The organism is Candidatus Endomicrobiellum cubanum, assembly GCF_031278955.1.
In the GTDB taxonomy this organism is placed as follows: domain Bacteria; phylum Elusimicrobiota; class Endomicrobiia; order Endomicrobiales; family Endomicrobiaceae; genus Endomicrobiellum; species Endomicrobiellum cubanum.
On sequence record NZ_JAITJM010000032.1, the window covers coordinates 24,369 to 48,840 of the forward strand.

20 protein-coding genes and 3 tRNA genes are annotated in these 24,472 nt (G+C 31.4%); 6 read left to right on the forward strand and 17 right to left on the reverse strand.

Features of this window, described 5'->3' with window-relative positions; all coding sequences use genetic code 11:
* Nucleotides 1–1,258: 1,258 nt before the first annotated feature.
* From LBD57_RS02910 to LBD57_RS02970, 13 genes are all read right to left on the reverse strand, one after another.
* Nucleotides 1,259–2,458: a cysteine desulfurase family protein gene (locus LBD57_RS02910; protein ID WP_373469845.1), complete on the reverse strand. Its 1,200-nt coding sequence runs from the start codon at nt 2,456–2,458 to the stop codon at nt 1,259–1,261.
* Nucleotide 2,459: 1 nt separating this feature from the next.
* The gene (gene mltG, locus LBD57_RS02915; RefSeq protein ID WP_373469846.1) at nt 2,460–3,407 is read right to left on the reverse strand and encodes an endolytic transglycosylase MltG; all 948 of its coding nucleotides are present in this window, start codon (nt 3,405–3,407) and stop codon (nt 2,460–2,462) included.
* On the reverse strand, nt 3,392–3,874 hold the full coding sequence (locus LBD57_RS02920) for an NYN domain-containing protein (RefSeq protein ID WP_373469847.1): 483 nt from the start codon (nt 3,872–3,874) through the stop codon (nt 3,392–3,394). Before LBD57_RS02920 ends, mltG begins: the two co-directional genes overlap by 16 nt.
* Nucleotides 3,875–4,084: 210 nt before the next feature.
* Nucleotides 4,085–4,513, reverse strand: a complete 429-nt coding sequence (gene ruvX, locus LBD57_RS02925) for a Holliday junction resolvase RuvX (protein ID WP_373469848.1) — start codon at nt 4,511–4,513, stop codon at nt 4,085–4,087.
* A 34-nt stretch (nt 4,514–4,547) separates the two neighbouring features.
* A complete protein-coding gene (locus LBD57_RS02930) occupies nt 4,548–6,548 on the reverse strand; it encodes a [FeFe] hydrogenase, group A (protein WP_373469849.1) in 2,001 nt (666 codons plus the stop codon).
* Nucleotides 6,549–6,550: 2 nt separating this feature from the next.
* The gene (locus LBD57_RS02935; protein ID WP_373469850.1) at nt 6,551–8,425 is read right to left on the reverse strand and encodes an NADH-ubiquinone oxidoreductase-F iron-sulfur binding region domain-containing protein; all 1,875 of its coding nucleotides are present in this window, start codon (nt 8,423–8,425) and stop codon (nt 6,551–6,553) included.
* 36 nt (nt 8,426–8,461) lie between these two features.
* Complete coding sequence (locus tag LBD57_RS02940) at nt 8,462–8,932, reverse strand: NAD(P)H-dependent oxidoreductase subunit E (protein ID WP_373469851.1); 471 nt, start codon at nt 8,930–8,932, stop codon at nt 8,462–8,464.
* A gap of 212 nt (nt 8,933–9,144) precedes the next feature.
* Entirely contained in the window at nt 9,145–9,396 is a 252-nt protein-coding gene (locus LBD57_RS02945) for a hypothetical protein (RefSeq protein ID WP_373469852.1), read from the reverse strand.
* Nucleotides 9,397–9,469: 73 nt separating this feature from the next.
* Nucleotides 9,470–10,636 carry a cation:proton antiporter gene (locus LBD57_RS02950; RefSeq protein WP_373469853.1) on the reverse strand — a complete coding sequence of 389 codons (1,167 nt, stop codon included), beginning with the start codon at nt 10,634–10,636 and terminating at the stop codon, nt 9,470–9,472.
* A 21-nt stretch (nt 10,637–10,657) separates the two neighbouring features.
* Nucleotides 10,658–11,326, reverse strand: a complete 669-nt coding sequence (gene thyX / locus LBD57_RS02955; RefSeq protein ID WP_373469854.1) for an FAD-dependent thymidylate synthase — start codon at nt 11,324–11,326, stop codon at nt 10,658–10,660.
* A gap of 27 nt (nt 11,327–11,353) precedes the next feature.
* Nucleotides 11,354–12,643 carry an adenylosuccinate synthase gene (locus tag LBD57_RS02960; RefSeq protein WP_373469855.1) on the reverse strand — a complete coding sequence of 430 codons (1,290 nt, stop codon included), beginning with the start codon at nt 12,641–12,643 and terminating at the stop codon, nt 11,354–11,356.
* Nucleotides 12,644–12,735: 92 nt separating this feature from the next.
* A tRNA-Glu gene (locus LBD57_RS02965) sits at nt 12,736–12,808 on the reverse strand.
* Between the two features lie 3 nt (nt 12,809–12,811).
* Nucleotides 12,812–12,884 (reverse strand) — tRNA-Lys (locus LBD57_RS02970).
* A gap of 207 nt (nt 12,885–13,091) precedes the next feature.
* Here LBD57_RS02970 and dprA point away from each other — a divergent pair.
* From dprA to LBD57_RS02990, 4 genes are all read left to right on the forward strand, one after another.
* Nucleotides 13,092–14,177, forward strand: a complete 1,086-nt coding sequence (gene dprA, locus LBD57_RS02975; RefSeq protein WP_373469856.1) for a DNA-processing protein DprA — start codon at nt 13,092–13,094, stop codon at nt 14,175–14,177.
* 166 nt (nt 14,178–14,343) lie between these two features.
* On the forward strand, nt 14,344–16,536 hold the full coding sequence (topA, locus tag LBD57_RS02980) for a type I DNA topoisomerase (protein ID WP_373469857.1): 2,193 nt from the start codon (nt 14,344–14,346) through the stop codon (nt 16,534–16,536).
* The gene (gene xerA, locus LBD57_RS02985) at nt 16,464–17,399 is read left to right on the forward strand and encodes a site-specific tyrosine recombinase/integron integrase (protein WP_373469858.1); all 936 of its coding nucleotides are present in this window, start codon (nt 16,464–16,466) and stop codon (nt 17,397–17,399) included. The genes topA and xerA overlap by 73 nt, the downstream gene beginning before the upstream one ends.
* Nucleotides 17,400–17,438: 39 nt before the next feature.
* Nucleotides 17,439–18,338, forward strand: coding sequence for a hypothetical protein (locus tag LBD57_RS02990; protein WP_373469859.1), 900 nt, complete (start codon nt 17,439–17,441; stop codon nt 18,336–18,338).
* A 218-nt stretch (nt 18,339–18,556) separates the two neighbouring features.
* On the opposite strand, the gene LBD57_RS02995 is transcribed toward LBD57_RS02990, so the two are convergent.
* The 4 genes from LBD57_RS02995 to LBD57_RS03010 all read right to left on the reverse strand — a co-directional run bounded on the left by LBD57_RS02995 (nt 18,557) and on the right by LBD57_RS03010 (nt 21,849).
* Nucleotides 18,557–18,640: transfer RNA gene (locus tag LBD57_RS02995), tRNA-Leu, on the reverse strand.
* A 76-nt stretch (nt 18,641–18,716) separates the two neighbouring features.
* Nucleotides 18,717–18,992: a septum formation initiator family protein gene (locus tag LBD57_RS03000; RefSeq protein WP_373469860.1), complete on the reverse strand. Its 276-nt coding sequence runs from the start codon at nt 18,990–18,992 to the stop codon at nt 18,717–18,719.
* A 105-nt stretch (nt 18,993–19,097) separates the two neighbouring features.
* Entirely contained in the window at nt 19,098–20,393 is a 1,296-nt protein-coding gene (eno, locus tag LBD57_RS03005; RefSeq protein WP_373469861.1) for a phosphopyruvate hydratase, read from the reverse strand.
* Between the two features lie 19 nt (nt 20,394–20,412).
* Complete coding sequence (locus tag LBD57_RS03010; RefSeq protein ID WP_373469862.1) at nt 20,413–21,849, reverse strand: hypothetical protein; 1,437 nt, start codon at nt 21,847–21,849, stop codon at nt 20,413–20,415.
* A gap of 308 nt (nt 21,850–22,157) precedes the next feature.
* On the opposite strand from LBD57_RS03010, the gene LBD57_RS03015 reads away from it, so the two are divergent.
* Both LBD57_RS03015 and LBD57_RS03020 read left to right on the forward strand, forming a co-directional pair.
* A complete protein-coding gene (locus tag LBD57_RS03015) occupies nt 22,158–23,105 on the forward strand; it encodes an L-lactate dehydrogenase (RefSeq protein ID WP_373469863.1) in 948 nt (315 codons plus the stop codon).
* Entirely contained in the window at nt 23,106–24,455 is a 1,350-nt protein-coding gene (locus LBD57_RS03020; protein WP_373469864.1) for an MATE family efflux transporter, read from the forward strand.
* The last annotated feature ends 17 nt before the right edge of the window (nt 24,456–24,472 follow it).

Here is a 24,472-nt window from a genome sequence, read left to right on the forward strand (position 1 = left end):
CAAGAATTTGTTTGGACCCATTCAGAAAGTTCTTTTTTAGAATGAGACCAATCTATTTCGTTTGTTGCTCCATATTATAGTATCGACAAAACAAAGGAGCATGAGATAAAATCTAATATCTCATCAATACTGTTTGCTTTATATATGTCAATATAATCATCTTGGCTAACACTAAAACTCTGACCAAAATATTCATTTAATATTTCTATGTAGGGTATGGTGTGGCAAATATAAAGCTTTCCATCTTTTAATTGATACAGCTGTTAGATTGTCCGCACAACCTAAAACTTTTCTCTGCGTCTTGAAAACCATTAACATCTAGTTTCATGGCAGACCATTCAAGTTTGTCCTCCCCTTCTACCTGACTTGACCGTTTTAAGGAAAAAAAGGGGGAATCACTCATAAAAAGGTGGTTTGGGGGAACCCAAACAGATGTTTTTATATAAAAACATGTAATTTTTGTTTTTTCTAAAAAAGGAGTTGTCCTCTAAACAACTATATATTATTTTACATAATTAGTGTATATTATGTAAAATAATAGTCTAAATAGATATTTAGACTATTATTTATGTTAAGATATAAAGAAAAGATAAACTCTTTTATAGAAGAGAATATGTATTAAATACTTTTATATTATTGCTTTTTCTTTCGGGGGAACCCAAAAGGTCAAGTCAGGTTCTATCATTCCATTCGAAGAAGCATATGTTATTTTCACACCATAAGATTTTGAAAGTGAATTAATTGCTTCCATATCTAAACTTATAGGATAATGACTAATGTAAATTTGTACTTTATTTTGTCTACAACTTTCCCAAAAATCTTTAATCTATTTCAATAATAATATTCCATTTGTAATAATAGATAATCCTGCTGCCTTAAAATTCATCCTTGCAGTATAAAAAATTCACACAAATTAGAATGTAATAATGGTTCTCCACCCAAAAAATTAACATCTTCCACCTTTCCATTTGATAGCAAGGCAAGTCTTTGACAATCATTTTTGAATTGCGCTAAATCAAGGTAATATTCTTTAGATAATGGAGAAAAATGACTACAGCTCTTACAATTTAAATTAACAATGGTCCGTAATATGCACTTCAAATTTTAATGTTTTTCTTTTCTGCAGACCATAATTTACTTTTCTATTTGCTAGAAATTGACGTCTAAATAAAATTACCCAATTAGAGATAAATTTCTTTAACATTTCCTTCGTATTTCTATACATTTACAGTTCTCCAGAAATATCATTTATAAGTACCTAGAAACCCTGCTTTAGAACTTTTCCCTTGTACATTGGCGACATTAAACGTAACTTTTCAACAATCTTAGGCAAGTGTTCTAAAACATAATCAACATCGTTTTGGGTATTATAACATCCAAAAGAAAACCTTATAGTTCCTTGAGCTGCTATTGGGTCAACACACATAGCCTGCAAAACATGCGAACCTCCCAAACCTACAGCACAAGCTGAACCTGTAGAAGCAGCTATACCACACATATCTAACATCACAAGTAGCGCTTCTCCCTCTATATATTTAAAACTCACATTTAAAATACTAGAAACAGCTTTACTACCACTTCCATTTATTATTACTTCTGGAATTTTTTTTATAACTCCCTCTTTTAATTCCTCTCTTAAAAATAACACTCGTTTATTATTTTCTTCCAAATAAGCATTAGCGATTTCAAAAGCTTTAGTAATGCCAACAATGTAAGGTATATTTTCCGTTCCTGGTCTAAGCTCACTTTCTTGACTGCCTCCAAAAGTTATAGGTTTAATTTTTGTCCCTTTTTTTACATATAAAACACCTATACCTTTTGGGGCATAAAACTTATGGCCAGAAATTGCCAGCAAATCTACCTTTAATGCTTTAACATCTAAATGAACTTTCCCTGCTGTTTGAACTGCATCTGTATGAAAATAAATCTTGTTATTCCTGCTCTCATTTATTGTTTGTAAATATGCCCCTATTTCTTCTATAGGTTGTATTGCTCCTACTTCATTATTTGCATGCATTATACTTACAAGAACAGTGTCATCTCTAACAGTCCGTTTAAAATCTTCTAAAGAAATAACTCCATCTTTGTCCACATCAAGATAAGTCACATTATAACCATTCTTTTCAAGATATTGGCAAGAATATAAAACAGCATGATGTTCAATTTTTGTAGTGATTATATGCCCTTTAAAATCATGAGCATTTAATATTCCAAAGATTGCAATGTTGTCTGACTCTGTACCACAACCAGTAAAAAATATTTCGTCTACACTTGCGTTTAAAAGAGAAGCTATTTGTTCTCTAGAATTATTTAAAGCTTCTTTAGCTTGCCTTCCAAAAGAGTGGATACTTGAGGCATTACCATAAATATTAGCGAAGTATGCTTCCATATCTTTTATAACTTCAGCATTTACAATTGTAGTGGCACTATTATCTAAGTAAACTTTTCTTGATTGCATTTTATATGTTAACCTGCCTTTTAGAAACTTCTTGCTTGTTTCTGTTATGCTCTTCTAAGTCATCTGCAAATAAATGTTCTCCATTTCCTTTAGAAACAAAAAATAAACTTCTCACGTCTGAAGGATATAATGCCGCATTTATTGAGCCTACTCCGGGACTACATATAGGACCGGGAGGCAAACCAAAATGTAAATACGTATTATAAGGAGATTTAAATTTTGTATCTTTTATAGTAAGTTTTTCTTTATTTATGCCCATAGCATACAAAACAGTCGCGCAAGATTGCAACCTAATTTTTTTCTTGAGCCTATTATGAAAAACTGCAGATATTATAGACTTTTCATTTGGCTTTACTGCTTCTTTTTCAATAATTGATGCAAGAATTACAATATCTTTAAAATCCATATTCATTTCTTTTGCTCTTAGCAACATAGCAGGCGTTATTTTTTTATTAAATTCATTGTACATCATATCTATTATTTGCTCTTCACTAACACCAGGAACAACAAAATACGTTTCTGGCATTAAGTAACCTTCTAGGTTGCGTAGTGTAGAAATTTTAATAAATTTTTCTTTATCTATTTCTATTGTCTTAGATATTATCTGAGCTGTTTGTTTTATATTATTACCCTCAGGTACAGTAACCTTTATATTATTCTTTGATCCTGTCGTTAAACCTTTTAATATTGTAACCATAGTGCCTTTGTAAGAAAAAGTATATATGCCTGCTTTTAATTTATTGCTTGAATTTGTCAACCTAACTATTTTCATAAATAATCTTTTTGACACTATGAGATGGTTTTCTTTAAGTTGGTTTGCAACAGAAAAAAAAGTAGCGCCTTGATTTACCACTATTGTAATTTGTCTATCTGGAAGCAACAAATATATAGATAAAAAAATAACAATAAGTACTAGTATAATCAGAAAAATTCTTATTTTTTTAGCCACAATTTTTCAAATTCCTTATTTATGTCATTTTTTACATCAACGTCAAATTTTCTTACTTTCTGCACATTATCGTGTTTAGCTCTTTTAGATAAAAATACTTCCACGCTTTCATGCTTTGCTCCACTTGCACCAATTCTACGTATTATTCCTCTATCGTTTGTAACAACCGTTATATTATATGGATTTTCTGACATGTCTACAATTTCTACAATAATGTCGTCTGCAGATAATACACCATCACTAAATATTACTTCTATATCACACATACAAATTTTACTATAACCGCTTGTTTGACAAAGATTTTTTGATTTAGAATCAAAAATTACTGATATAGAATTTTTTAAACTGCCATGCGGCCTAAATTCTCTGATAAACTTAATTAATATATTACGCCTGTTTTCTAACGTATTAGACACAAACATATCATCTGAATTTATTACATTGTAACCATCTACTATATAATGCATTAAATCCTCAAGAATAATAGACTAAATGACTTGATTTTAGATTACTATAAGATCTGTAAAAACATTAACACATATACTTACATACCATTTCTGACTCTGCTGCTGAGTTAAAAATTGTGTTTATCACATAATAAATTACGGTTTTTGCCTTTCTATTGTCAAAAATTTCACATATACGTATTAAGATTTTAGAAATATTCATAAAATTTCTTATAGAGTTTTATTAGATTTCATATCTAAATAAGTTTGCAAAATAAAAGAAGCTGCTATTTTATCTTTTAAACCCTTGCGTTTGTGTCTTGACACATTTGCCTCACACACCAACATCCTTTCTGCTTGGGATGTGGTGAGACGCTCATCTATTGTTGTAACATCAACATTTGATATCAGTTTAATTTCTTCTATAATCTTACGCACGGTCTGGGCCATTTCGCCCTGCGTGCCATTCATGTTTATTGGCAGGCCAAACACTATGCACGACACATCGTTTTTTTTTGCAATATCTACAATCTTTGCAGCATCTTTTTTTAAAGAAACACTTTCAATCACAGCAAAAGGGCTAGCAACAACTTGTAAAATATCTGTCATTGCTATTCCTATGCGCTTTAGACCATAATCTACACCCATAATTCTACTCATATATACCTACTTTATAGGCCTTATCTAAAAACCCTTATTTAATTTCTTTATCAATTGCTTCTTCAACGGATTTATCCGAAGCTTTACTTATCGTTGTATTAGAAACTTTCACATTCGGAGCACTAAAACATTTTTCTAAGCATATAGATGCAGATATATTTACTTTATCTTTATAGTTTTTATTTCCAACATAATCGACAATGTGTTTTAAAATTTCTTTTGACCCTTTTTTCATGCAGTGGTTACCAAAACAAACTTTAATATCTACACCGCCATTACTACTATTATCTGATATTACTACACTTTCCTTATAGCGTTTTCTATATTTGTAATGCGTATGTAAATACTCATGAGCTTTCGTACTACCAGGAGCATTACCAAGGTAGTCATTATATAATTTTTGAACATAAGGATTATCTTGCGGTTTATGAAGTTCTAAAGTTTTATCATTTTCGTATAAAACTTTAGCTCTATTTTTTCTTGTAGATAAATCATTATAAATAGGCTGACCTGCACCTCCTACACATCCTCCTGGACAGGCCATAACTTCTATAAAATCATATTTTCTTCTTTCGGCTTTTAACTCTCTTAAAACTTGTCTTGCATTTTTGAGACCATATATAATTACTATTTTTAATTCCCTTCCAGAAAGATTTATTTTTGCTTCTCTTCTTCCATCTTCACCTCTTACAAAACTAAACTGTTCAGACTCATCTTGCCCATCAGTCATACCACTTGCCACATTCCTTAAAACAGCTTCTGTTACCCCTCCAGAATTCCCAAATATTATACCCGCCCCAGTTTTAAAACCAAGCGGCATATCAAAAGCATAAGCATCTAAATCTTGAAACCTTAATCCTGCCTCTTCTATCATCATTGCAAGTTCCTGAGTAGTAATAACATAATCAATGTCTATCTCTCCATTATTTGCAAGTTCTTTTCTTCTTGCTTCATACTTTTTAGCTGTACATGGCATTATAGAAACAACGACTAAATCTTCTTTGTTTACACCTAAAATTTTTGGCATAATCCTTTTGGCAATTGATCCATACATCCCTTGAGGAGAACGACAAGTTGAAAGACTTTTGATAAATTCCGGATAGTATTGTTCAACAAACTTTACCCAAGCTGGGCAACAAGAAGTAAATAAAGGGAGGTTATTATTTTCTTTTATCCTCTCTAGAAATTCATTAGCTTCTTCTACTATGGTCATGTCTGCCGTAAATGATACATCAAAAACTTTATAAAAACCCATCATTTTTAAAGCTGTAACAATTTTCCCCGCTGCTTCAGTTCCATTTTCTTTGGCAAGTCCAAAAACTTCTCCAATTGCAGCCCTAACAGCGGGAGCAATAGCAACCACAACCTTTTTATTTTTATTACTTAGAGCTTTCCATACATCTTTAACCTCTGATCTTGGAATAATTGCTCCTGTTGGACAGACCCTGCTACACTGTCCACAATACACACATTCTGACAACTCTAAATCCTTTCCAAAACTTGGACAAACTACAGATTTCGAACCTCTATTTACAAACCCTAGCGCTCCTATACTCTGTACTTCGTCACAAAATCTTACACAATCACCACACAAAATGCATTTATCTTGCTCCCTAACTAAAGCATATGTAGATAGATCTCTGTCTGTTTTATGAACAACATTTTTGAATCTAACGTTTTCTATTCCAAGTCTTCTTGCAAGAGTTTGAAGTTTACAACTTTGACTTTTTTGGCAAGTAGTACATTCTCTATCATGATTTGCAAGTAATAGTTCTACTATAATCTTTCTCATGCTTATTATTTTTTCAGTATTTGTACTAACAACCATTCCAGAAGTTGCAGGAGTAGAACATGCAGGAATAATACCCATACCTTCAACTTCAACCATACAAAGCCTACATGAACCATAAGTACTTAGCTCTGAATGATAACAAAAAGTTGGAAGCTCTATTTTAGCTTTTTGTATAATCTCTAAAATATTTTTTTCATTCTCAAAAAAAATTTTTACACCATTTATTATCAAATATTTTTCCATAATTAACTCCTGGAAATAGCATTAAATTTACAAGAATCTTTACATATTCCACATTTAATACATTTTGATACATCAATTTTATACTGTTCTTTAGGTTTTCCTAAAATAGCTTTTACAGGACATTTACTTGCGCATAAACCACAACCGATACATTTATCTGTGATTTGATAATTTAATAGTTTGGCGCACTCTCCTGCGGGACATTGTTTATCTTGTACATGCGCATCATATTCTTCCTTAAAATATTTCAAAGTAGACAGCACTGGGTTTGGAGCTGTCTTTCCAAGCCCACATAAAGAACCTATTGCAACTGCATTTGCAAGTTCTTCTAAGACAGATAAAGTATTTTTATCTGCCCTGCCCTCCGTTATGTCTGTAAGCATCAAAAGCATCTGCAAAGTACCCTCTCTACAAAGAACACATTTGCCACAAGATTCGCTTTGAGTAAACTGCATAAAAAATTTTGCAACATTTACCATACAGTTATGTTTACTCATAACAACAAAACCACCAGAACCAACCATCGCCCCAACAGTTTTTAAAGAGTCATAGTCTAAGTTCATGTCCAAATGTTCTTTGGTTAAACAACCTCCTGACGGACCACCTATTTGTACGGCTTTAAAATTGTCCTCATTTACTACGCCTTTTTCGTCAGGTACGCCTCCTGCTATATCAAAAATAACATGCCTTAGAGTTGTCCCAAATGGGACCTCTATAAGTCCTGTATTTAAAACATTCCCTGTTATTGCAAAGATTTTTGTTCCTGAAGAATTTTGAGTTCCATTCTTTTTAAAAGCATCTGCACCATAATTAATTATTATAGGTACATTGGCAAGCGTTTCAACATTATTTATAGCAGTAGGTTTACCCCAAAGACCGCTTTGGGCAGGAATAGGCGGTTTTGGCGATGGCATGCCTCTTTTCCCCTCAATGGAAGCTATTAGTGCTGTTTCTTCTCCACAAACAAAGGCTCCTGCTCCTTCCATAACATGCAAAGTAAAATTGTGCCCTGAATCAAAAATATTTTTGCCAAGCACACCAATTTCTGTAGCAGCTTTTACAGCCTTTTGCATCCTAGAAACTGCTAAAGAATATTCTGTTCTAACGTATATATAACCTTCGTCTGCACCTATTGCTTTTGCTGCAATTATTAAACCCTCTATCACATTATGAGGATTACCTTCCATAACGCTTCTATCCATAAAAGCGCCGGGGTCTCCTTCGTCCCCATTACAAATCATGTACTTTTTTTCTGATTTTTGAATTCTTGTGAAATCCCACTTTCTACCTGTTGGGAAACCTGCTCCACCACGCCCTCTTAAGCCAGAGTTTATAAGCTCATCACAAATTTCTTTATCTGTCATATCCACACAAGCTTTTTTAGCGGCCCTATATCCACCACTAGCTATGTATTCTTGTATATTTTCAGGATCTATAACACCACATTCTTTCAAAACCACTCTGTTTTGCTTTGTGTAAAAAGGTATATCACCTTGCCCTTTACAAACTTTGCCATTATCATGATAACACAACCTCCCTACAATCCCATCTTTTAAAACGCTTTCCTCTAAAATTTCTTTAACATCTGAATTTGTAACTTTTGTATACAATATCCCTTGTGGCAAAATGTTTAATAAAGGTCCATGTTGACAAAATCCCTGGCAACCACTTCTAGAAATCAGAGTTCCTTTACTTTCTTCTTTTAATTCTATATGAGCATCTATACCCATTTCTTTAGACATATCTACAAGACTCTTAAATACATCCAAAGAACCATTTGCCACACAACCTGTCCCTGCGCATACAACAATTCTTTTCTTTATATTTTTGTTTAAGGTATTAAATCCTTTGGTTATGTTCTCCAAATCTATGGCCATACTTTTACTCCTTTGTATTGGTTGTGTCTAAAACCCTTAACATATATTATCAATTAGAGCAACAGCTTTGGACGCAGTCATTTGCCCATATACTTTGCCGTCAATAACAATAGCTGGAGCAAGGCCACATGCTCCAAGACAAGCAACTGTTTCCAAAGTAAAAAGCATGTCTTTTGTTGTGGTTTCCGAACCATTCAAATTCAGTTTTTTCTTTAAAGCATCTATTATAGTTGATGATTTTTTTACATGGCAAGCTGTTCCATCACAAATCCTTATTATATGCTTGCCTTTGGGAGTTAATGAAAAATGGGAGTAAAAAGTTGCTACACCATAAACTTTTGCGGGAGATATATTTAAAGCTGAAGATATAAAAGCTAAAATCTCCTGAGGTAAGTATTTGTACTCTTCTTGTGTAGCTTGCAGAATTGGAATTAATTTAGACTTGTCAAAGGCATGCTCTTCTAAAATACTACATACTGATCTAAATTTCTCATAGTTTGATTTCATTTATCTCTCCGTAGACAGTTTTAGTGAAAACTTATATATTTTAAGTCTATCTAAAAACCCATTTTAGCTTTTTACATCATTAGGAGAAAATAATTTTTTTATCTATAAAAATAAAATTAAATTTTAAATATTTGCTACTTTACGATAAGCTATATCTAAAGATAAACTTCAATATTATAAAAGACACAGATTTTTTAGATTTAATCGATTTGTTAATTTTTACTATTATAATTATAAATAAACCATTTAATTTTTAAAACAGCTTTTTTTGTTGATATAAAAAATTGTTTTATACTTTCAAATAATTTGTCAATTTCAAAACTGTTTTTAACTGTACTAGCTTTATTATATATGGAATAAACATTTTCTGCAATAAACTCTTTAGCATCTACACTTTTTTTATTTTCTTGGGGGTTTATTGGTTTATAAGGCTCCTCTAAAATAACTTCTTTTGAATTTGACATATTTACATTATCATTAGCAAATAGAAAGGGACCTGTACAAAATAATAAAAAGAAAATTAAATTTTTTATCATGTTAATTTTTTTGTTTTGATAAAAGATACTTCAGTATCAGTGGTGTAACAAAAGTTGTAAGCATTATAACTGCAACTAAAGCACTATAATCTTTTATGCCAAAAACATTATTTTTTAAACCAATACCAGCAAATATTAAACCTACTTCCCCTCTTGGGACCATAGAAACACCTATTAACAGTTTATTAATCCCTTTTTTAAGTACCACAAATCCAGACACTGTTTTACCAACAAAAGCAACTACAAACAATACAGTCATTAAAACTATAAGTTCTCTATTTACAGCAATAAAAGGATTAAAAGTGCTTATATCAACATTTGTCCCCATTAAAACAAAAAATATAGGAACAAAAAACGCGTAAACAGGTTTGATATCCTTTTTTATTTCTTCACTTTGTTTTACTGTAGAAAGAACTAAACCTGCAACAAATGCACCTACTATCGGCGCAAGTCCAACTTTTGTTGAAAACGCAGAAATAATAAAACAAATTGCTAGACCTACAATGAATATTACATGAGACTGTTTCATCTTTGTAACAATTTTAAAAATAGAAGGAGAGATAAGGACTCCCGCTAAAACAGATAAAACTAAAAATAAAATAGCTGTACCACTTATAGAAGCAACTGTCCCTAGGGTAACAGTTCCACCCTGAATGAGCTTTAAAACAACTGCAAGTATAGCAAGACCTATAACATCATCTATGACTGCTGCTCCTAAAACTATTTTAGCTTCTTGAGTTTCAAGTCGGTTTAAGTCCATAAATACTCTAGCTGTAATACCAACTGAAGTAGCTGTGAGAACTGCGCCAGCAAAAATTGCTTGAGTACTTGTAAGCTCAAAATATAAAAATACAAAATACCCTAAAAAATAAGGGGCTATAACTCCTACAACAGCCACTGCCGTAGCCCAAAGGCCCGCTTTTAAAAATTCTTTTATATCTGTAGAAAGGCCAACTTCAAAAAGAAGTATAATAGCCCCAAGTTCTGATATGCCGGAGAGAATTGCTGTTTCATGTACGATACCTAAAAAACTAGGCCCTATAATGATACCCGCCAAAAGCTCTCCTATTATAGCGCTTTGGCCAAACCTTAAAGCAATTTCACCAAAAATTTTTGCAAAAAATAGAATACTTGCCAAAGCTATTAAAAGCGCAAATATATCGTGCACTATACTTCTCCTTTATTACGGTCATATCTTCTTCCAAGATTTTCCACATGTAAAAGTTTCATGACAACTTTCTCTTATACAATTTGGGCCAGCATCATTAAAAAGTAAAGGCGCTTTTTGCTTAACAAGACTTAACATACGACAAGCCATTTCCCGTATTTCCCACTGTGCTCTATTGCAAGTTCTTAAAGAGAAAAAATGCCTTAACTCTCTTGCATTCATTGTGAATATAATTTTTGTAGCACTGGCGTTAGGAAGAATAAATCTTGCATCCTCAGCAGGAATCTCTGCACTTAAGATTTCTTTATAAAGATTTTCTGCCTCAATTAAAAAATTATTATATCTTTTTAAAAGCTCTGCATTTTTCTTTATACTTTCTGGTACGATAAATTCAAGGGTATTTTTAAACTTAACATACCGTTGACTTTGCACTGAAAAAGACGCTATCCTATGCCTTGTAAGTTGAGCAAGCAACGCTCTAGAAACTCCCTCTATACCAAAAGTAAAAGATGCATGTTCTAACACAGAATAATGGCCAGAAGAAATAACTTTAGATAAAAGCTTTTCAATTTTTTCTTTATCAAAACTTTGTGCAAGTTCATCTACAGTTTTATAACTGTAACAAAGCCCTGCAGCTAATGCACAAATCTTTTCAGGTTCCTGAGTAAATTGTAAAAGTTTAACTTTCATAAGGAGTCATCTCTATATACATCAAATTTAAAACCATTTAATATTTTTGTTTACTTCTATAGTTTCTTCTCTTTTTCTTCCAAGCGAAATCAAATCTATAGGAGCTCCAACTAATTGTTCTAAACGTCTAACATATTTTTGAGCATTAATAGGTAATTTTTTAAACTCTGTAATCCCTTTAATTTGTCCATTAAAACCTGGCATTTGCTCATAAACAGGCTTTGCATATTTCTGAACTGTTCTTGATGCTGGAAGCTCTTTATAAATTTTACCCTTATATTTATATGCAACACATATTTTTATTGCTTCTATATTTTCCATACAATCAAGTTTTGTAAGAATTAAATGTTTTACACCGCTTATTCTAACACTATGGCGCACAACAACTGCATCAAACCAACCGCAACGGCGAGGTCTACCTGTTGTTGCACCATATTCTTTCCCTTTCTCTCTTAAGAAATCTCCCATTTGATCAAAAAGTTCAACAGCAAAAGGACCTTCTCCAACTCTTGTAGTATAAGCCTTAACTACACCAAGTACATTATTTATATTAGTAGGACCTATACCAGCACCTACACATACACCCCCAGCTATAGGATTAGAAGAAGTCACAAAAGGATACGTTCCAAAATCTAAATCTAAAAGCGTACCCTGAGCACTTTCAAAAAGAATCTTTTTATTTTTATTTATTGCCTCTTCAATCATAAGACCTGTATTAGCAGCAAAAGGTTTAATAAATTTTGCAAGTTCTTCTCTATCTTTCAAAATTTCTTTTTTCAATTTTGTTATATCTATATTACTATTACCTAATATAGGCGATTTTTCTAAAAGGTTTTTTTCTAACAAATCCATAAAAACATCTTTCTCTAAATAGTCTATTACTCTTATGCCTATTCTTTTTACTTTATCTGCATAACAAGGTCCTATTCCTTTTTTTGTAGTGCCTATCTTAACATCACCTTCTTCAAGAATACCATCTATTAATTTATGGTAAGGCAATATTACATGCGCTTGTTCACTTATAAAAAATCTGTTCTTTACAGGAATTTTGGTCTTTTTAAGCAAGGAAATTTCTTCTTTTAAAGCTTTTGGATCTATTACAACTCCATTTGAAATTAGGCAGTATTTATCAGGAAATAGTATTCCCGATGGTATTAAATGAAGAACAAACGGTTTATTTTCGTATATGAGAGTATGTCCTGCGTTGTTGCCACCTTGATAACGAACAATATAATCTGCTTGTTTTGCAAGATAATGTACAACTTTACCTTTACCTTCATCCCCCCATTGCGTACCTAAAACGACTAATGTTGACATGATTACCTTCCGCAAAATAACCGTTTAAACTTTTACAAAAAAAGTCTAAACGGTTTAGAAATTGGCGAAAACGCCATTAAATTTAAAACAAACGCTCCCAACGAGATTTGAACTCGTGTCGCAGGATTGAAAATCCTGTGTCCTAGACCCCTAGACGATGGGAGCAAATGAGCCCGGTGCGGCTTGAACGCACGACAACCTCATTAAAAGTGAGGTGCTCTACCAGCTGAGCTACGGGCCCCTTAGATTAAATGAATTATTAAGTCGGATGAACAATTTTCGAGCTCATTAATATCCTGATATCTTGTTAATTATACTACAATTTATGTCTCTTGTCAAACCTTTATTTATGAACTTAATCTTAAATATTATATAAAGATTATTAAATAGTTTTTTATTTTGACATATTTTGACAAATTTTTAATAATTTGTTTACAATAGCTCTCATATGAACGAAAAGGACTTGTTTTTATTTAACTTTATTCTAAATACGGATATAGGTGCTACCAAATTTTTCAAACTACTTGAAAAATTTGGTAATGTAGAAAATATTACTAAATCAAATAAAAAAGATCTGATGTCAATAAGTGGAATAGGAAGTATATTAGCAGAAAAAATTTTAAAATCTCTAAGTTTAGACAAGGCATTAAAAGAAACTGAACTCGCAAAGAAACACAACATAAAAATAATACTCTACAATAGCCCCTTATACCCAAAACCTTTAGAAAGCTTACCAGATAAACCTCTTTTTTTGTACATAAAAGGAAATATTAGAGAATCTGATTATGATTCTATATCAATAGTTGGTTCAAGAAAAGTAAGTAACTATGGTAAAAGTGTTACTTTAGAATTTGCTTCTTATTTTGCAAAACTAGGAATAACAATAATATCTGGACTTGCTAGAGGAGTAGATACACTTGCTCACAGTTGTGCTATAGAAAACAATTCTAGAACTATAGCTGTTTTAGGAAATGGCCTTTTAATAAATTATCCTTTTGAAAACAAAAAACTTCAAGAAGAAATTTCTCAAAATGGAGCTCTAATAAGTGAATTTCCTTTAACTCAAAAACCAGATAAAATTACTTTTCCTAGAAGAAATAGAATAGTAGCAGGACTATCTAGAGCTACTTTGGTAACAGAAGCTTCTGCCAAAAGCGGAGCGCTTATAACAGCAAGAATTTGTGCAGATTATGGTAAAGATGTTTTTGTCGTACCTGGCAACATTTATTCTGAAGTCTCTAAGGGCACTAATAAACTTATACAGAATGGGGCTCATGTAGCTTTAATACCCAATGATTTAGCAAGTAGTTTAGGGATCACTTTAAAGAGTGACAAAATTAATCAACAAAACTTAAAAGGACTTGAACTAGAAGTTGTTAATTTGATAGAAAATAACGAAAACGGTGTACCATTAGACTTAATTGCCAATAAGTTAAACAGAAATATTTTAGACATATCTTATGTGCTATTGAAATTAGAATTAATAGGACTTATAAAAACAGCACCTGGACAAATATATTTTAGAGTTTATTAAAGGGTTTATTAAAAACCCTAATCCGTATAGTTACTGTGAATTTTGACAATACAATGAAAAAAACGCAGGACTTTATCGTGCGATAAGCACAAGTTTTTTAGTAAGTATATGTATTAAGGTTTTAGACAGACCCTGACATTAGATGCATTTTTAGAGAGGAGAAATAATGGCGAAATATCTTGTTATAGTAGAGTCTCCAGCAAAAGAAAAAACCATATCAAAAATTTTAGGAAAAGATTTTATTATAAAAAGTTCTTTTGGGCATATAAGAGATCTTCCTAAAAGTAAACTTGGCATTGACATAGAACATAATTTTAAACCGACATATATAGATATGCCTAAAGCAAAAAAAATTATATCTAACTTAAAAGAAATATCTAGTAATGTAGAGAAAGTTTATTTGGCTACTGATTTTGATCGTGAAGGAGAAGCTATAGCTTGGCACTTAAAAGAAGCCCTTAAACTTCCCAATTCAAAAATTTCTAGGATAACATTTCACGAAATTACTCCAGAAGCAATACTTGATTCTGTAAAACATCCGCGAAACCTAGACATGTGGCTTGTAAATAGTCAACAAACACGTAGACTTTTAGATAGACTTGTAGGATACAAACTTTCTCCGTTATTATGGAAAAAAGTAAAAATAGGGCTCTCGGCTGGAAGAGTGCAATCTGTAGCTGTAATGATTATATGCAATAGAGAAGAGGAAATACAGAAATTTATTCCTCAAGAATATTGGAGTATAGAAGCAGAACTATTAAAAGATTTTTCTTTCAAAGCTCATCTTTTTGCAAAAAATGATATTAAATTTGAAAAACTTTCTATAAAAAACGAAAAAGAAGCAAACCAAATACTTAAAGAATTAGAAAATGCAAAATATGAAGTACAGTCTGTAGAAACAAAACAACGTAAACGTCTACCTTATTCACCTTACACAACGTCTACAATGCAACAAGATGCATCAAGAAGACTTGGATTTTCTGCATCAAAAACAATGATGATAGCTCAAAAACTATATGAAGGCATAAATATCGGCAACAGTCAAGTAGGTCTTATAACATATATGAGGACGGACTCCTTAAATATTGCAAAAGGAGCACAAGAAGAAACTTTAAAATTTATAGAATCTGAGTACGGTAATAAGTTCTTACCAAAATCTCCTAGAATTTATAAAACAAAATCAAAGGGAGCACAAGAAGCTCATGAAGCTATAAGACCAACATCTGCTAAAAGAATACCGAACAACATAAAACAATATTTATCTAACGATGAGTTTAAACTTTATGATTTAATATGGAAAAGATTTTTAGCAAGTCAAATGGCAGAAGCTATTTACAACACAGTTACAGTTATCATATCTGCAAATGAATATTTTTTTAGGGCTTCTGGTAGCACATTAATTTTTGATGGGTTTTTAAAAGTTTACAATATTGATGATGAAGAAAAAGAAATAAAGTTACCTCTTTTACAAGAAAAAGAAATATTAACTCTTCTAAAAATTATATCTGTTCAACATTTTACAGAACCTCCTGCTCGTTATAATGAAGCTAGTTTAATTAAAGCTTTAGAAGAACATGGTATAGGAAGACCTTCAACATACGCCCCTACGATCAAAACAATTCTAGATAGGGTTTATGTTCGTCTTGATAAAAAAAAGTTTATACCTACAAATCTTGGAATTATAGTAAACGATGTTTTAAAAAATCATTTTGGCAATATTATTAATATAGAATATACTGCACACGTTGAAGAAAATTTAGACAGAATCGCTGAAGATAAAGCTGTCTGGCAAGACGTATTAAAAGATTTTTATAAACCTCTAGAGGAAGACTTGAACGAAGCTGAAGAAAAGCTAGAAAGACAAAAAATCAAACCTCAAGAAACTGATTTTAAATGCCCTAACTGCGGCAAAATTATGGTAATTAGAGATTCTAGATCTGGACAGTTTTTAGGTTGTTCCGGGTATCCAGAATGTAAAACTACTTTGCCTCTAAGTAGGGAGGGCATTCCTGTACAAGATCAAGAAACAGATATGACTTGTGATAAATGTGGAAGTCTTTTAATAAAAAAAGTAGGTTTTAAGGGTAAAGAGTATTTAGCTTGCAAGAAATACCCTGAGTGTAAGACAACTTACAATATAGATAAAAATGGACAAAAAGTTATAAAGCCAGAACCAGAACAAACTGACATCAAATGTGAAAAATGTGGTTCAGCAATGTTAAAAAGAATAGGTAAAAGAGGACCTTTTCTTACTTGTTCAGCATTCCCTAAATGTAGGAATTTACAATGGATAAAAACGACCAAAGACGAGAAACTCAAAATACAAAAGAAATCGTCAAAGAAAAAAATTCAAAAATAATAGTATCTTTTGAAAAATATCTTAAAGCCGAAAAAAATTTTTCTAATCATACTTTAAGAGCTTATTTAAAAGATATATTTGATTTTGCTATATTCTTACAAAATAAGCAAAAAAATTTCTTAGAAACAGACAAACATGCTATTAGAGAATTCTTAGAAAATTTAAACAAAAAAAATATAAGTAAGACTGCTATTGTAAGAAAATTTTCTTCGTTGCGTTCTTTCTACAAATTTTTAATGATAAATAATAAAGTAGAAAAAAATCCTTTAGAAACAATGAGTGCCCCTAAAAAAGATAAGAAAGTACCTTTATTTTTAACAGAAAATGAAATGCAGTCCTTGCTTGATATCAAAGACATAAAACTTAGAGATAAGGCAATGATTGAGCTTTTATATTCCTGCGGACTTAGAATAGAAGAACTCATGAGTTTAAATGTCAACAGTATAGATTTTATAGCTAATACCATTATAGTTACAGGGAAAGGTGATAAAGAAAGAGTAGTCCCTGTAGGTAATAAATGCTTATGCTCTGTATTAGAATACTTAAACGAACGTCGTACTAACAAATTATCTTATAATATGCAATCTCCACTATTTGTGAACACGCGTTTAAATAGACTTGACCAAAGAGCAGCAAGAAGGATTCTGCACAAATATTTTGTTAAAGCAGGACTTAATAAGAAGGTAAGCCCTCACACTTTAAGACATACTTTTGCAACACATATTTTAGATAGAGGTTGCGATTTGAGAAGTGTACAAGAAATGTTGGGACACAAGAATCTTTCTAGCACACAAATTTACACACATGTCACAATAGAAAGTTTAAAAAAAATATATCAAAAAACACATCCAAGAGCAAAATAAAGCAAAATAATTAGATAGCGTTTTAAGGATATCAAGCTTATGAAACAAACTAACCATTTAAAGCTTTTAATGGAAGAAACTGGTTGTGAAGAATCTCAAGCAGAACTTGCACTAAATATCTCTGACAACAACCTTGAAAAAGCCATTTCTACTATAGGTTTCTTATTAAAATTTATAAAAATATTTAAAATTAAATTAATATTTCCTAAAGAAAATGTGTATGGGCTAGTGCAAATAGCTGTTAACATGAAATCTTCTGAGATTTTGCGTTTCAGTACAGCATTTTCGCAAAATCCAACAATTTATGAGATATCTGAAAATATAGATTGGTTTTCTTTTGAAAAAGCAATTTTTTCAGCTAGACTTGAAGCTGGATCTTTAGAAAAATATACTCAAAATATTGAAGAAAACCTTAAATTATATTGTCAACAAGCAATAAAAGAAATTATTTTTGTTTCAACTGATGAAATTTCAGATATTATAAAATCTTTTTTTAGTCCAACTAATATAGATATTAAGATTTTAGAGGAAGAACTAAACCTTACACAATTCAAAAAGTTTCCAGATCACAATTTTAATAATAATTGTACTTCACTTACAGTATATAATATTGGTTTTGTAAAACTTGATGCTAAAATATTAGAAGATAAGCACGGAAAATCTATAAAAAAAATTCAAGAAGGAGAGACAGTACTCTCTACAATAACAGATCAAAGAGATATAGCCCATTACCTTGTACATTTGATTGGTGGGAAAGAAAACGGCATAATATCTCCAATACCTGCTACTATACAAAAAGTTTATTATAAAAATGAAAATTTTGAAGTGCATCTGTATTATGCATCATCTATTACTGGCTTTGCTATAGTTCAAAAAAATTCCAAATTAAAGGTTCTAGATGAGAAACAAGTTTGGTGGGGGAAAATTTTACCCTGGTAAAAACTTATGGATTTATCTGAAAACTCTAATGTGTATAATTGCTGTAAATTTTTTGACAAAGCAATACAAAAAATTCATGGGTTGCTTGCGATAAGCACAAATTTGTAATACCTGCTGTTTAACGCAGATGGGCAAAAAACAGCGCGATAAGAATATGCGTCAAGGTTTTTAGACAGACCTTTATGTCTCATGCTAGTCAATTATTCTTTATCATCTGCTGCTGAGGATGGGATTTGAACCCATACCACCCTTTCGGGGACAGGCTTCTGAGACCTGCGTGTCTGCCGTTCCACCACCTCAGCACTATTTTAAAACTTTCAAGATTAGCTTATATTTATTGATGACAATATGTATTTATCTGGAAACCCTATATAAAACTCACGAATCATTTTTAACAGTAAATCTATATTCTATTTCACCTGGAGATAATACATTTAGTTCATTACGAACCATTCTTTCTATGTAGGAAGGTTCATTTTCAAGATAGTATATTCTTCTCTTCAAAAGTTCATTTTGATGTTTAGCGCTAACAATATCTCTTTGTAATTTTCTTTGCTCAAAAAAACGTCTACATAAAGTTCTATTACCGTCGTTAAAAGCTAACACACACAATAATATTATAAGCAAAATATATCTTATTCTAAATTTTTTCATTTTTCATAACTCAATATATTCTTTATATTACTCATAAAACTTATATTTTAAGATAGGATTCCCATATAATTATATGGGAATCCTATCTTAATAATTACCTTGATACTAGAAAAAGCTTGCTTTACCTAAATAAGTAGCTTTAGACCCTAACTCTTCTTCTATCCTTAAAAGCTGATTATATTTACACATTCTATCTGTTCTTGAAGCTGAACCTGTTTTTATTTGGCCTGTGTTTAAAGCAACTGCTAAATCAGCAATTATACTATCTTCTGTTTCGCCAGAACGATGAGATATAATTGCAGTATAACCAGCTTTATATGCCATTTGTACCGCGGCTACGGCCTCTGAGAGAGAGCCTATCTGATTTACTTTTATTAAAATTGAATTTCCTATACCCTTTTCTATACCCTCCTTAAATATCTTAGTGTTTGTAACAAAAAGGTCATCACCTACGAGCTGAATTTTAGATTTTAGCTCATCTGTTAAAAGTTTCCATCCATTCCAATCAGATTCACTAAGACCATCTTCTATAGATATGATTGGGTATTTCTCAAGCAAAGCACTATAGAAAGAAATCATGTCTTTTGAAGATTTTTCTTTACCGTTTATTTCACCTTCTAAAACGTATTGATTATTTTCATATAACTCACTTGCTGCTACATCTAAAGCAAAAACTACATTTTTTCCTACTTCATATCCAGCTTTTTTTACAGCCTCACAAATTACTTCCAAAGCTTCTGAATTGGATTTTAAATTAGGAGCAAAGCCACCTTCATCACCAACACCAGTGGCGTAACCCTTTCCATTTAAAACTTTTTTTAAGCTGTGAAAAACTTCACAGCCCATTCTTAATGCTTCTCTAAAATTAGGGGCACTTACTGGTGCTATCATAAACTCTTGTAAGTCAACATTGTTGTCGGCATGCTCTCCACCATTTATAATATTCATAAGTGGAACAGGGAGAATATATCTATCATCTTGGATATTATAAATCTCTCTTATATATTTATAAACAGGCATTTTTTTTGAAACTGCACCGGCTTTTGCACAAGCAAGAGATACACCTAAAACTGCATTTGCGCCAAGATTACTTTTGAAGTCCGTATTATCTAGCTTTATCATTACATTATCTATTTCTTGTTGGTTTGTAATCTCTAAACCTAAAAGTTTTGGAGCTATTATATTGTTGATATTCGAGACTGCCTTTAGCACACCTTTACCATCAAATCTTTTTTTATCACCATCTCTAAGCTCTAAAGCTTCTCTTGAGCCAGTTGAAGCTCCAGAAGGTACTGCTGCTCTTGAAAAAGAACCATCATCAAGACTAACATCCGCCTCTACTGTAGGATTCCCTCGCGAATCAATAATTTCTCTACCAACAATTTTTACAATTTTTGCCATGTTTTTATTCCTCCTTTTTCTATTTATCTTTATTTAACATCTGAAACAATTTTTTAGATAACTCCTCAGATAATAAATTATTATTTGAAACAACTTCAACATTGGTACCACCATTTTTTAAATCTTGTACATAAATACAAACCTCTGTCGAGTCTAAACAAGAATCTTGAAAAGTCTTTGAAAAAGCAAAAGCTACTATATATCCCTTCTTTAAACTTTTGTGTGTAACTCTCCCTTTTAACTCTTTTATAATTCCTAATATCTTTAAAAAACAATCTTTTTTAGAAAAAGAAAAATCATTATTAAATCTACCATTTTTCTCATTCTCAAATTTTTTTAAAGAATAGCCTAAGAAACGCTCTAAATAATCAAAAAATACAAACGACACTTTTAATGTTCCAGCATAACCTTCTCTCATACCTAAATAACTCTGCAAAGATAACTCGCCAATACAGCTGTTTGATTTTTCTGATACTCCAATTTCAATAGTTTCTGTATAACCCTTTAAGTTTTTGGCAGATATATTTTTATCTTCAAAAAACGCTTTGACATCCCCTAAAAATTCATATTCTGCAGAAAGACCACCATAGAAACTAAAAATTGTGTTAGTTGGTTGAAAGAATCTCAAACCACAGAGTAAACGTTGAGAATTTAATCCAGAAAAATTTAAAATCTCTCCTGTATAAATAGTTACATCTTTCTTTCCATCTTGATGAGTAAAAAAATATTTAGAGAAAATATCTAGCCCGAGATTTTTATAGATATTTAACTTACATCCTATACCTGCGTGAGAACTAAAATAGTCCAAGTTACAATATTTATCTTTAAATATTGGCGAAGATATTAAATCAAAACTATAAAGATTAGTCTTCAACAGTCCTTTACGACCAGAACAATCTAAATAAAATTTATCAAAGAAATCTAAATGACACAATAAACCTCCTCCAATATAGTCCTTATCTCCATTACTTTTAATCGATGGAAGGGTTTCAAAATTATCTATGATACCGTAATCTCCATTGCCACACTCAACAAATGCACCGACTGTTAATATTTTATACTTTTGCGCAAGTCCAGACATTAAAACAACTCCATTGACATTTAACCCGGAACCTACTTTATATTGTGATGTTTCTATTGCTCCAAAATAGGAAGTACACAACACAGCATTTTTGCCAATAGAATTTATAGCAGCAAGCAATCCTTTATCTGCTACTAAATCTTGAGCTCTATTTATAAAAACTAAATTTGATGCTAAATATTCAGAAAAAATTGGAAGCTGCTTATCATTTATTGAAATATTTTCAGGTTGAACTTTAAGAATACTTAACAAGCCCTTATAATCGCTATAAATCTCGTTACGAGCACAAAAAATGTTATTAGACATAACTATGGAAATAAAAAAGACTGTAATAGAGCGTACTGTCATTATATTTTTTATATACGGTTTAAGCATTTTCATAAGTCCCATTTGGATTTTTCTAAAAACCCTATTGTTTAATCGCTGTGAATTTTTTGACAATATAAGACTAAAAACGCAGGATTTATCAAGTAACTCACATAGTGTTTTAACACAGCAATATCCAAAAAGGAACAGTCAAAAGATATGCATTAATTTTAGAAAAACCCATTTTATATAATGACCTAAATTATATACTATTCTTTGATAATTTAAAACAATATAATGACATGTAGGGAAAATTCTCTTGATTTTATCTAAATGATATAATATTAAGTAATATCTTTGTATTATGGAGCTATAATATGATAAATTTGACACCAAAAGTATGTATTGTAGGTTGTGGTAATGTCGGAATGCGTTATGCATACTCTATGATTATAAGTGGTGTTACAAGAGAAATGGTTCTTGTGGACTACAACAGGGAAAAAGCCGAAGGTGAAGCCATGGATTTATCTCATGGAGCCCCTTTTGTGTCTCCTATCAAAATATATGCGGGTGACTATCCAGACACTGCAAACTCAGATCTTGTTGTTATAAGTGCAGGCAGAGGGCAAAAGCCTGGTGAAACAAGAATAGATTTAATAAAAGCTAACGCAGAAATTTTTAAAACTATAATCCCTGAAATTGTTGAATATTCGCCCAATGCAATAATCCTTGTTGCAACCAATCCTGTAGATATTTTATCTTATATTACATACAAAATTTCTGGAAAACCTGCCAAAGAAGTTATAGGTTCAGGAACAGTACTTGATACAGCAAGGCTTAGATATTTAATAGGCAAAGAATTAAATGTAGATTCAAGAAATATACATGCTTCAATTTTTGGAGAACATGGGGATAGCGAATTCCCTGTATGGAGTAAAGCCGTAGTTGGAGATGTATTCTTTAAAGAATATTTCAAATATTGTAATAAAGACAATAACGAAACTAAACTTAAAAAAATTTTTGAAGATGTAAGAGATTCCGCATATAAAATTATAGAAAAAAAAGGTGAAACATCTTATGGGATTGGCCTTTCTTTAACAAAAATTTCAAAAGCAATATTAAAAAATCAAAATAGTGTTTTGCCTGTTTCTTCTTTACTTGAAAATTATTATGGAATAAGTGATTTGTATTTAAGTGTACCAGCCATAGTTTCTAGACAAGGAATAAGACAAGTAATGAAAGTAGAGTTTGATAAACTAGAACTTGAAGCTTTAAAAAATTCTGCATTAAAAATTAAAGAAGTAATAAAGGCAAGTGGATTTTAAATGAAAGATAATTCTTCTATATTGTCGTTAGGAAACGCAAACATAACAAAACTACTTATAAAATATTCCTTGCCTGCCATTACAGCAATGACAGCAATGTCTTTGTACAACATAACAGATAGCATATTTATTGGACGTGGCGTTGGAGACATGGCTTTATCGGGACTTTCAATATCGTTTCCTCTTATAAATTTACAAACAGCATTAGGTACTCTCATTGGCGTTGGAGCTTCTGCTATTTCTTCTATAAGGCTTGGGCAAAAAGATTATACTGCCGCAAACCATATACTTTGTAATGTTGTTATAATAAATATATTAATCAGTATTTTTGTTACAGTTGGCTTGATGTTTTTTCTAAAACCAATTATTATTTTTTTTGGTGCAAGCAGCCAATCACTTCCATACGCATATGAATTTATACGTGTAATTTTAATAGGCACTATTGTTACCAACACGTATATGGGTTTAAACGGACTATTGCGAACTATTGGACATCCTAGAAAAGTAATGTATTCAACCATTGCTACAATATTTATCAATCTAGTATTAAACTATGTATTTATTTTTCAATTTAAATGGGGTATACAGGGAAGTGCGTGGGCAACTGTTATAGCTCAACTTATAGTATTAATTTGGCAGATATTGTTTTTTAGTACAAAAACCACTTTTATTCATTTTCAAAAACAGTTTTTTGTTTTGAAAAAAGAAATAGTAAAAGACATCTTTTCTATAGGACTTTCTCCATTTTCATTACATTGTTCCACATGTTTAATAGTTATAATTATAAATAAAAGTTTATCATTTTATGGAGGGGATTTAGAAGTAGGCGCTTATGGGATAGTAACCAGGATAGTTGTTTTATTTATGATGATAATTTTTGGTATCAATCAAGGCATGCAACCCATAGCAGGGTACAACTACGGAGCTGGTTTGTATTCTAGAGTAAATGAGGTTTTTAAAAAAGCTTCTATCTTTGCTGTTTTGGTGATGTTGTTTGGAGCAGTTATTATGGAATTATTTCCGCATTTTGTATCTTCTTTTTTTTCAGATGAAATAAATCTTGTAAACGCCTCTGCAAGAGGGCTTAGATATGTGTTTATTTGTGCTCCGTTGGCTGGTTTTCAAGTTGTTGCTATAAGTTTTTTTCAAAGTATAGGCAAGGCTTATAGGGCAATTATTCTTTCAGTGTTAAGGCAAGTGATTATACTTATTCCATTACTTATAATTTTACCTAAATTTATGGGTCCTACAGGTGTTTGGGTAAGCTATCCAGTCGGTGACTTAATATCATCTGTTTTGGCAATATACATGATATTGGCTCAATATAAACAGTTTAAGGAGAGTGTCTAAAAATAATCCTTTTAATA

Bases quoted from the DNA above. Each gene is read 5' to 3' on its own strand.
- LBD57_RS02910 (WP_373469845.1), bottom strand. From the start codon at position 2,458: ATGCAATCAAGAAAAGTTTACTTAGATAATAGTGCCACTACAATTGTA.
- LBD57_RS02920 (WP_373469847.1), bottom strand. From the start codon at position 3,874: ATGCATTATATAGTAGATGGTTACAATGTAATAAATTCAGATGATATG.
- ruvX (WP_373469848.1), bottom strand. From the start codon at position 4,513: ATGAGTAGAATTATGGGTGTAGATTATGGTCTAAAGCGCATAGGAATA.
- LBD57_RS02930 (WP_373469849.1), bottom strand. From the start codon at position 6,548: ATGGAAAAATATTTGATAATAAATGGTGTAAAAATTTTTTTTGAGAAT.
- LBD57_RS02935 (WP_373469850.1), bottom strand. From the start codon at position 8,425: ATGGCCATAGATTTGGAGAACATAACCAAAGGATTTAATACCTTAAAC.
- LBD57_RS02940 (WP_373469851.1), bottom strand. From the start codon at position 8,932: ATGAAATCAAACTATGAGAAATTTAGATCAGTATGTAGTATTTTAGAA.
- LBD57_RS02945 (WP_373469852.1), bottom strand. From the start codon at position 9,396: ATGTCAAATTCAAAAGAAGTTATTTTAGAGGAGCCTTATAAACCAATA.
- thyX (WP_373469854.1), bottom strand. From the start codon at position 11,326: ATGAAAGTTAAACTTTTACAATTTACTCAGGAACCTGAAAAGATTTGT.
- LBD57_RS02960 (WP_373469855.1), bottom strand. From the start codon at position 12,643: ATGTCAACATTAGTCGTTTTAGGTACGCAATGGGGGGATGAAGGTAAA.
- dprA (WP_373469856.1), top strand. From the start codon at position 13,092: ATGAACGAAAAGGACTTGTTTTTATTTAACTTTATTCTAAATACGGAT.
- topA (WP_373469857.1), top strand. From the start codon at position 14,344: ATGGCGAAATATCTTGTTATAGTAGAGTCTCCAGCAAAAGAAAAAACC.
- xerA (WP_373469858.1), top strand. From the start codon at position 16,464: ATGGATAAAAACGACCAAAGACGAGAAACTCAAAATACAAAAGAAATC.
- LBD57_RS02990 (WP_373469859.1), top strand. From the start codon at position 17,439: ATGAAACAAACTAACCATTTAAAGCTTTTAATGGAAGAAACTGGTTGT.
- LBD57_RS03000 (WP_373469860.1), bottom strand. From the start codon at position 18,992: ATGAAAAAATTTAGAATAAGATATATTTTGCTTATAATATTATTGTGT.
- eno (WP_373469861.1), bottom strand. From the start codon at position 20,393: ATGGCAAAAATTGTAAAAATTGTTGGTAGAGAAATTATTGATTCGCGA.
- LBD57_RS03010 (WP_373469862.1), bottom strand. From the start codon at position 21,849: ATGCTTAAACCGTATATAAAAAATATAATGACAGTACGCTCTATTACA.
- LBD57_RS03015 (WP_373469863.1), top strand. From the start codon at position 22,158: ATGATAAATTTGACACCAAAAGTATGTATTGTAGGTTGTGGTAATGTC.
- LBD57_RS03020 (WP_373469864.1), top strand. From the start codon at position 23,106: ATGAAAGATAATTCTTCTATATTGTCGTTAGGAAACGCAAACATAACA.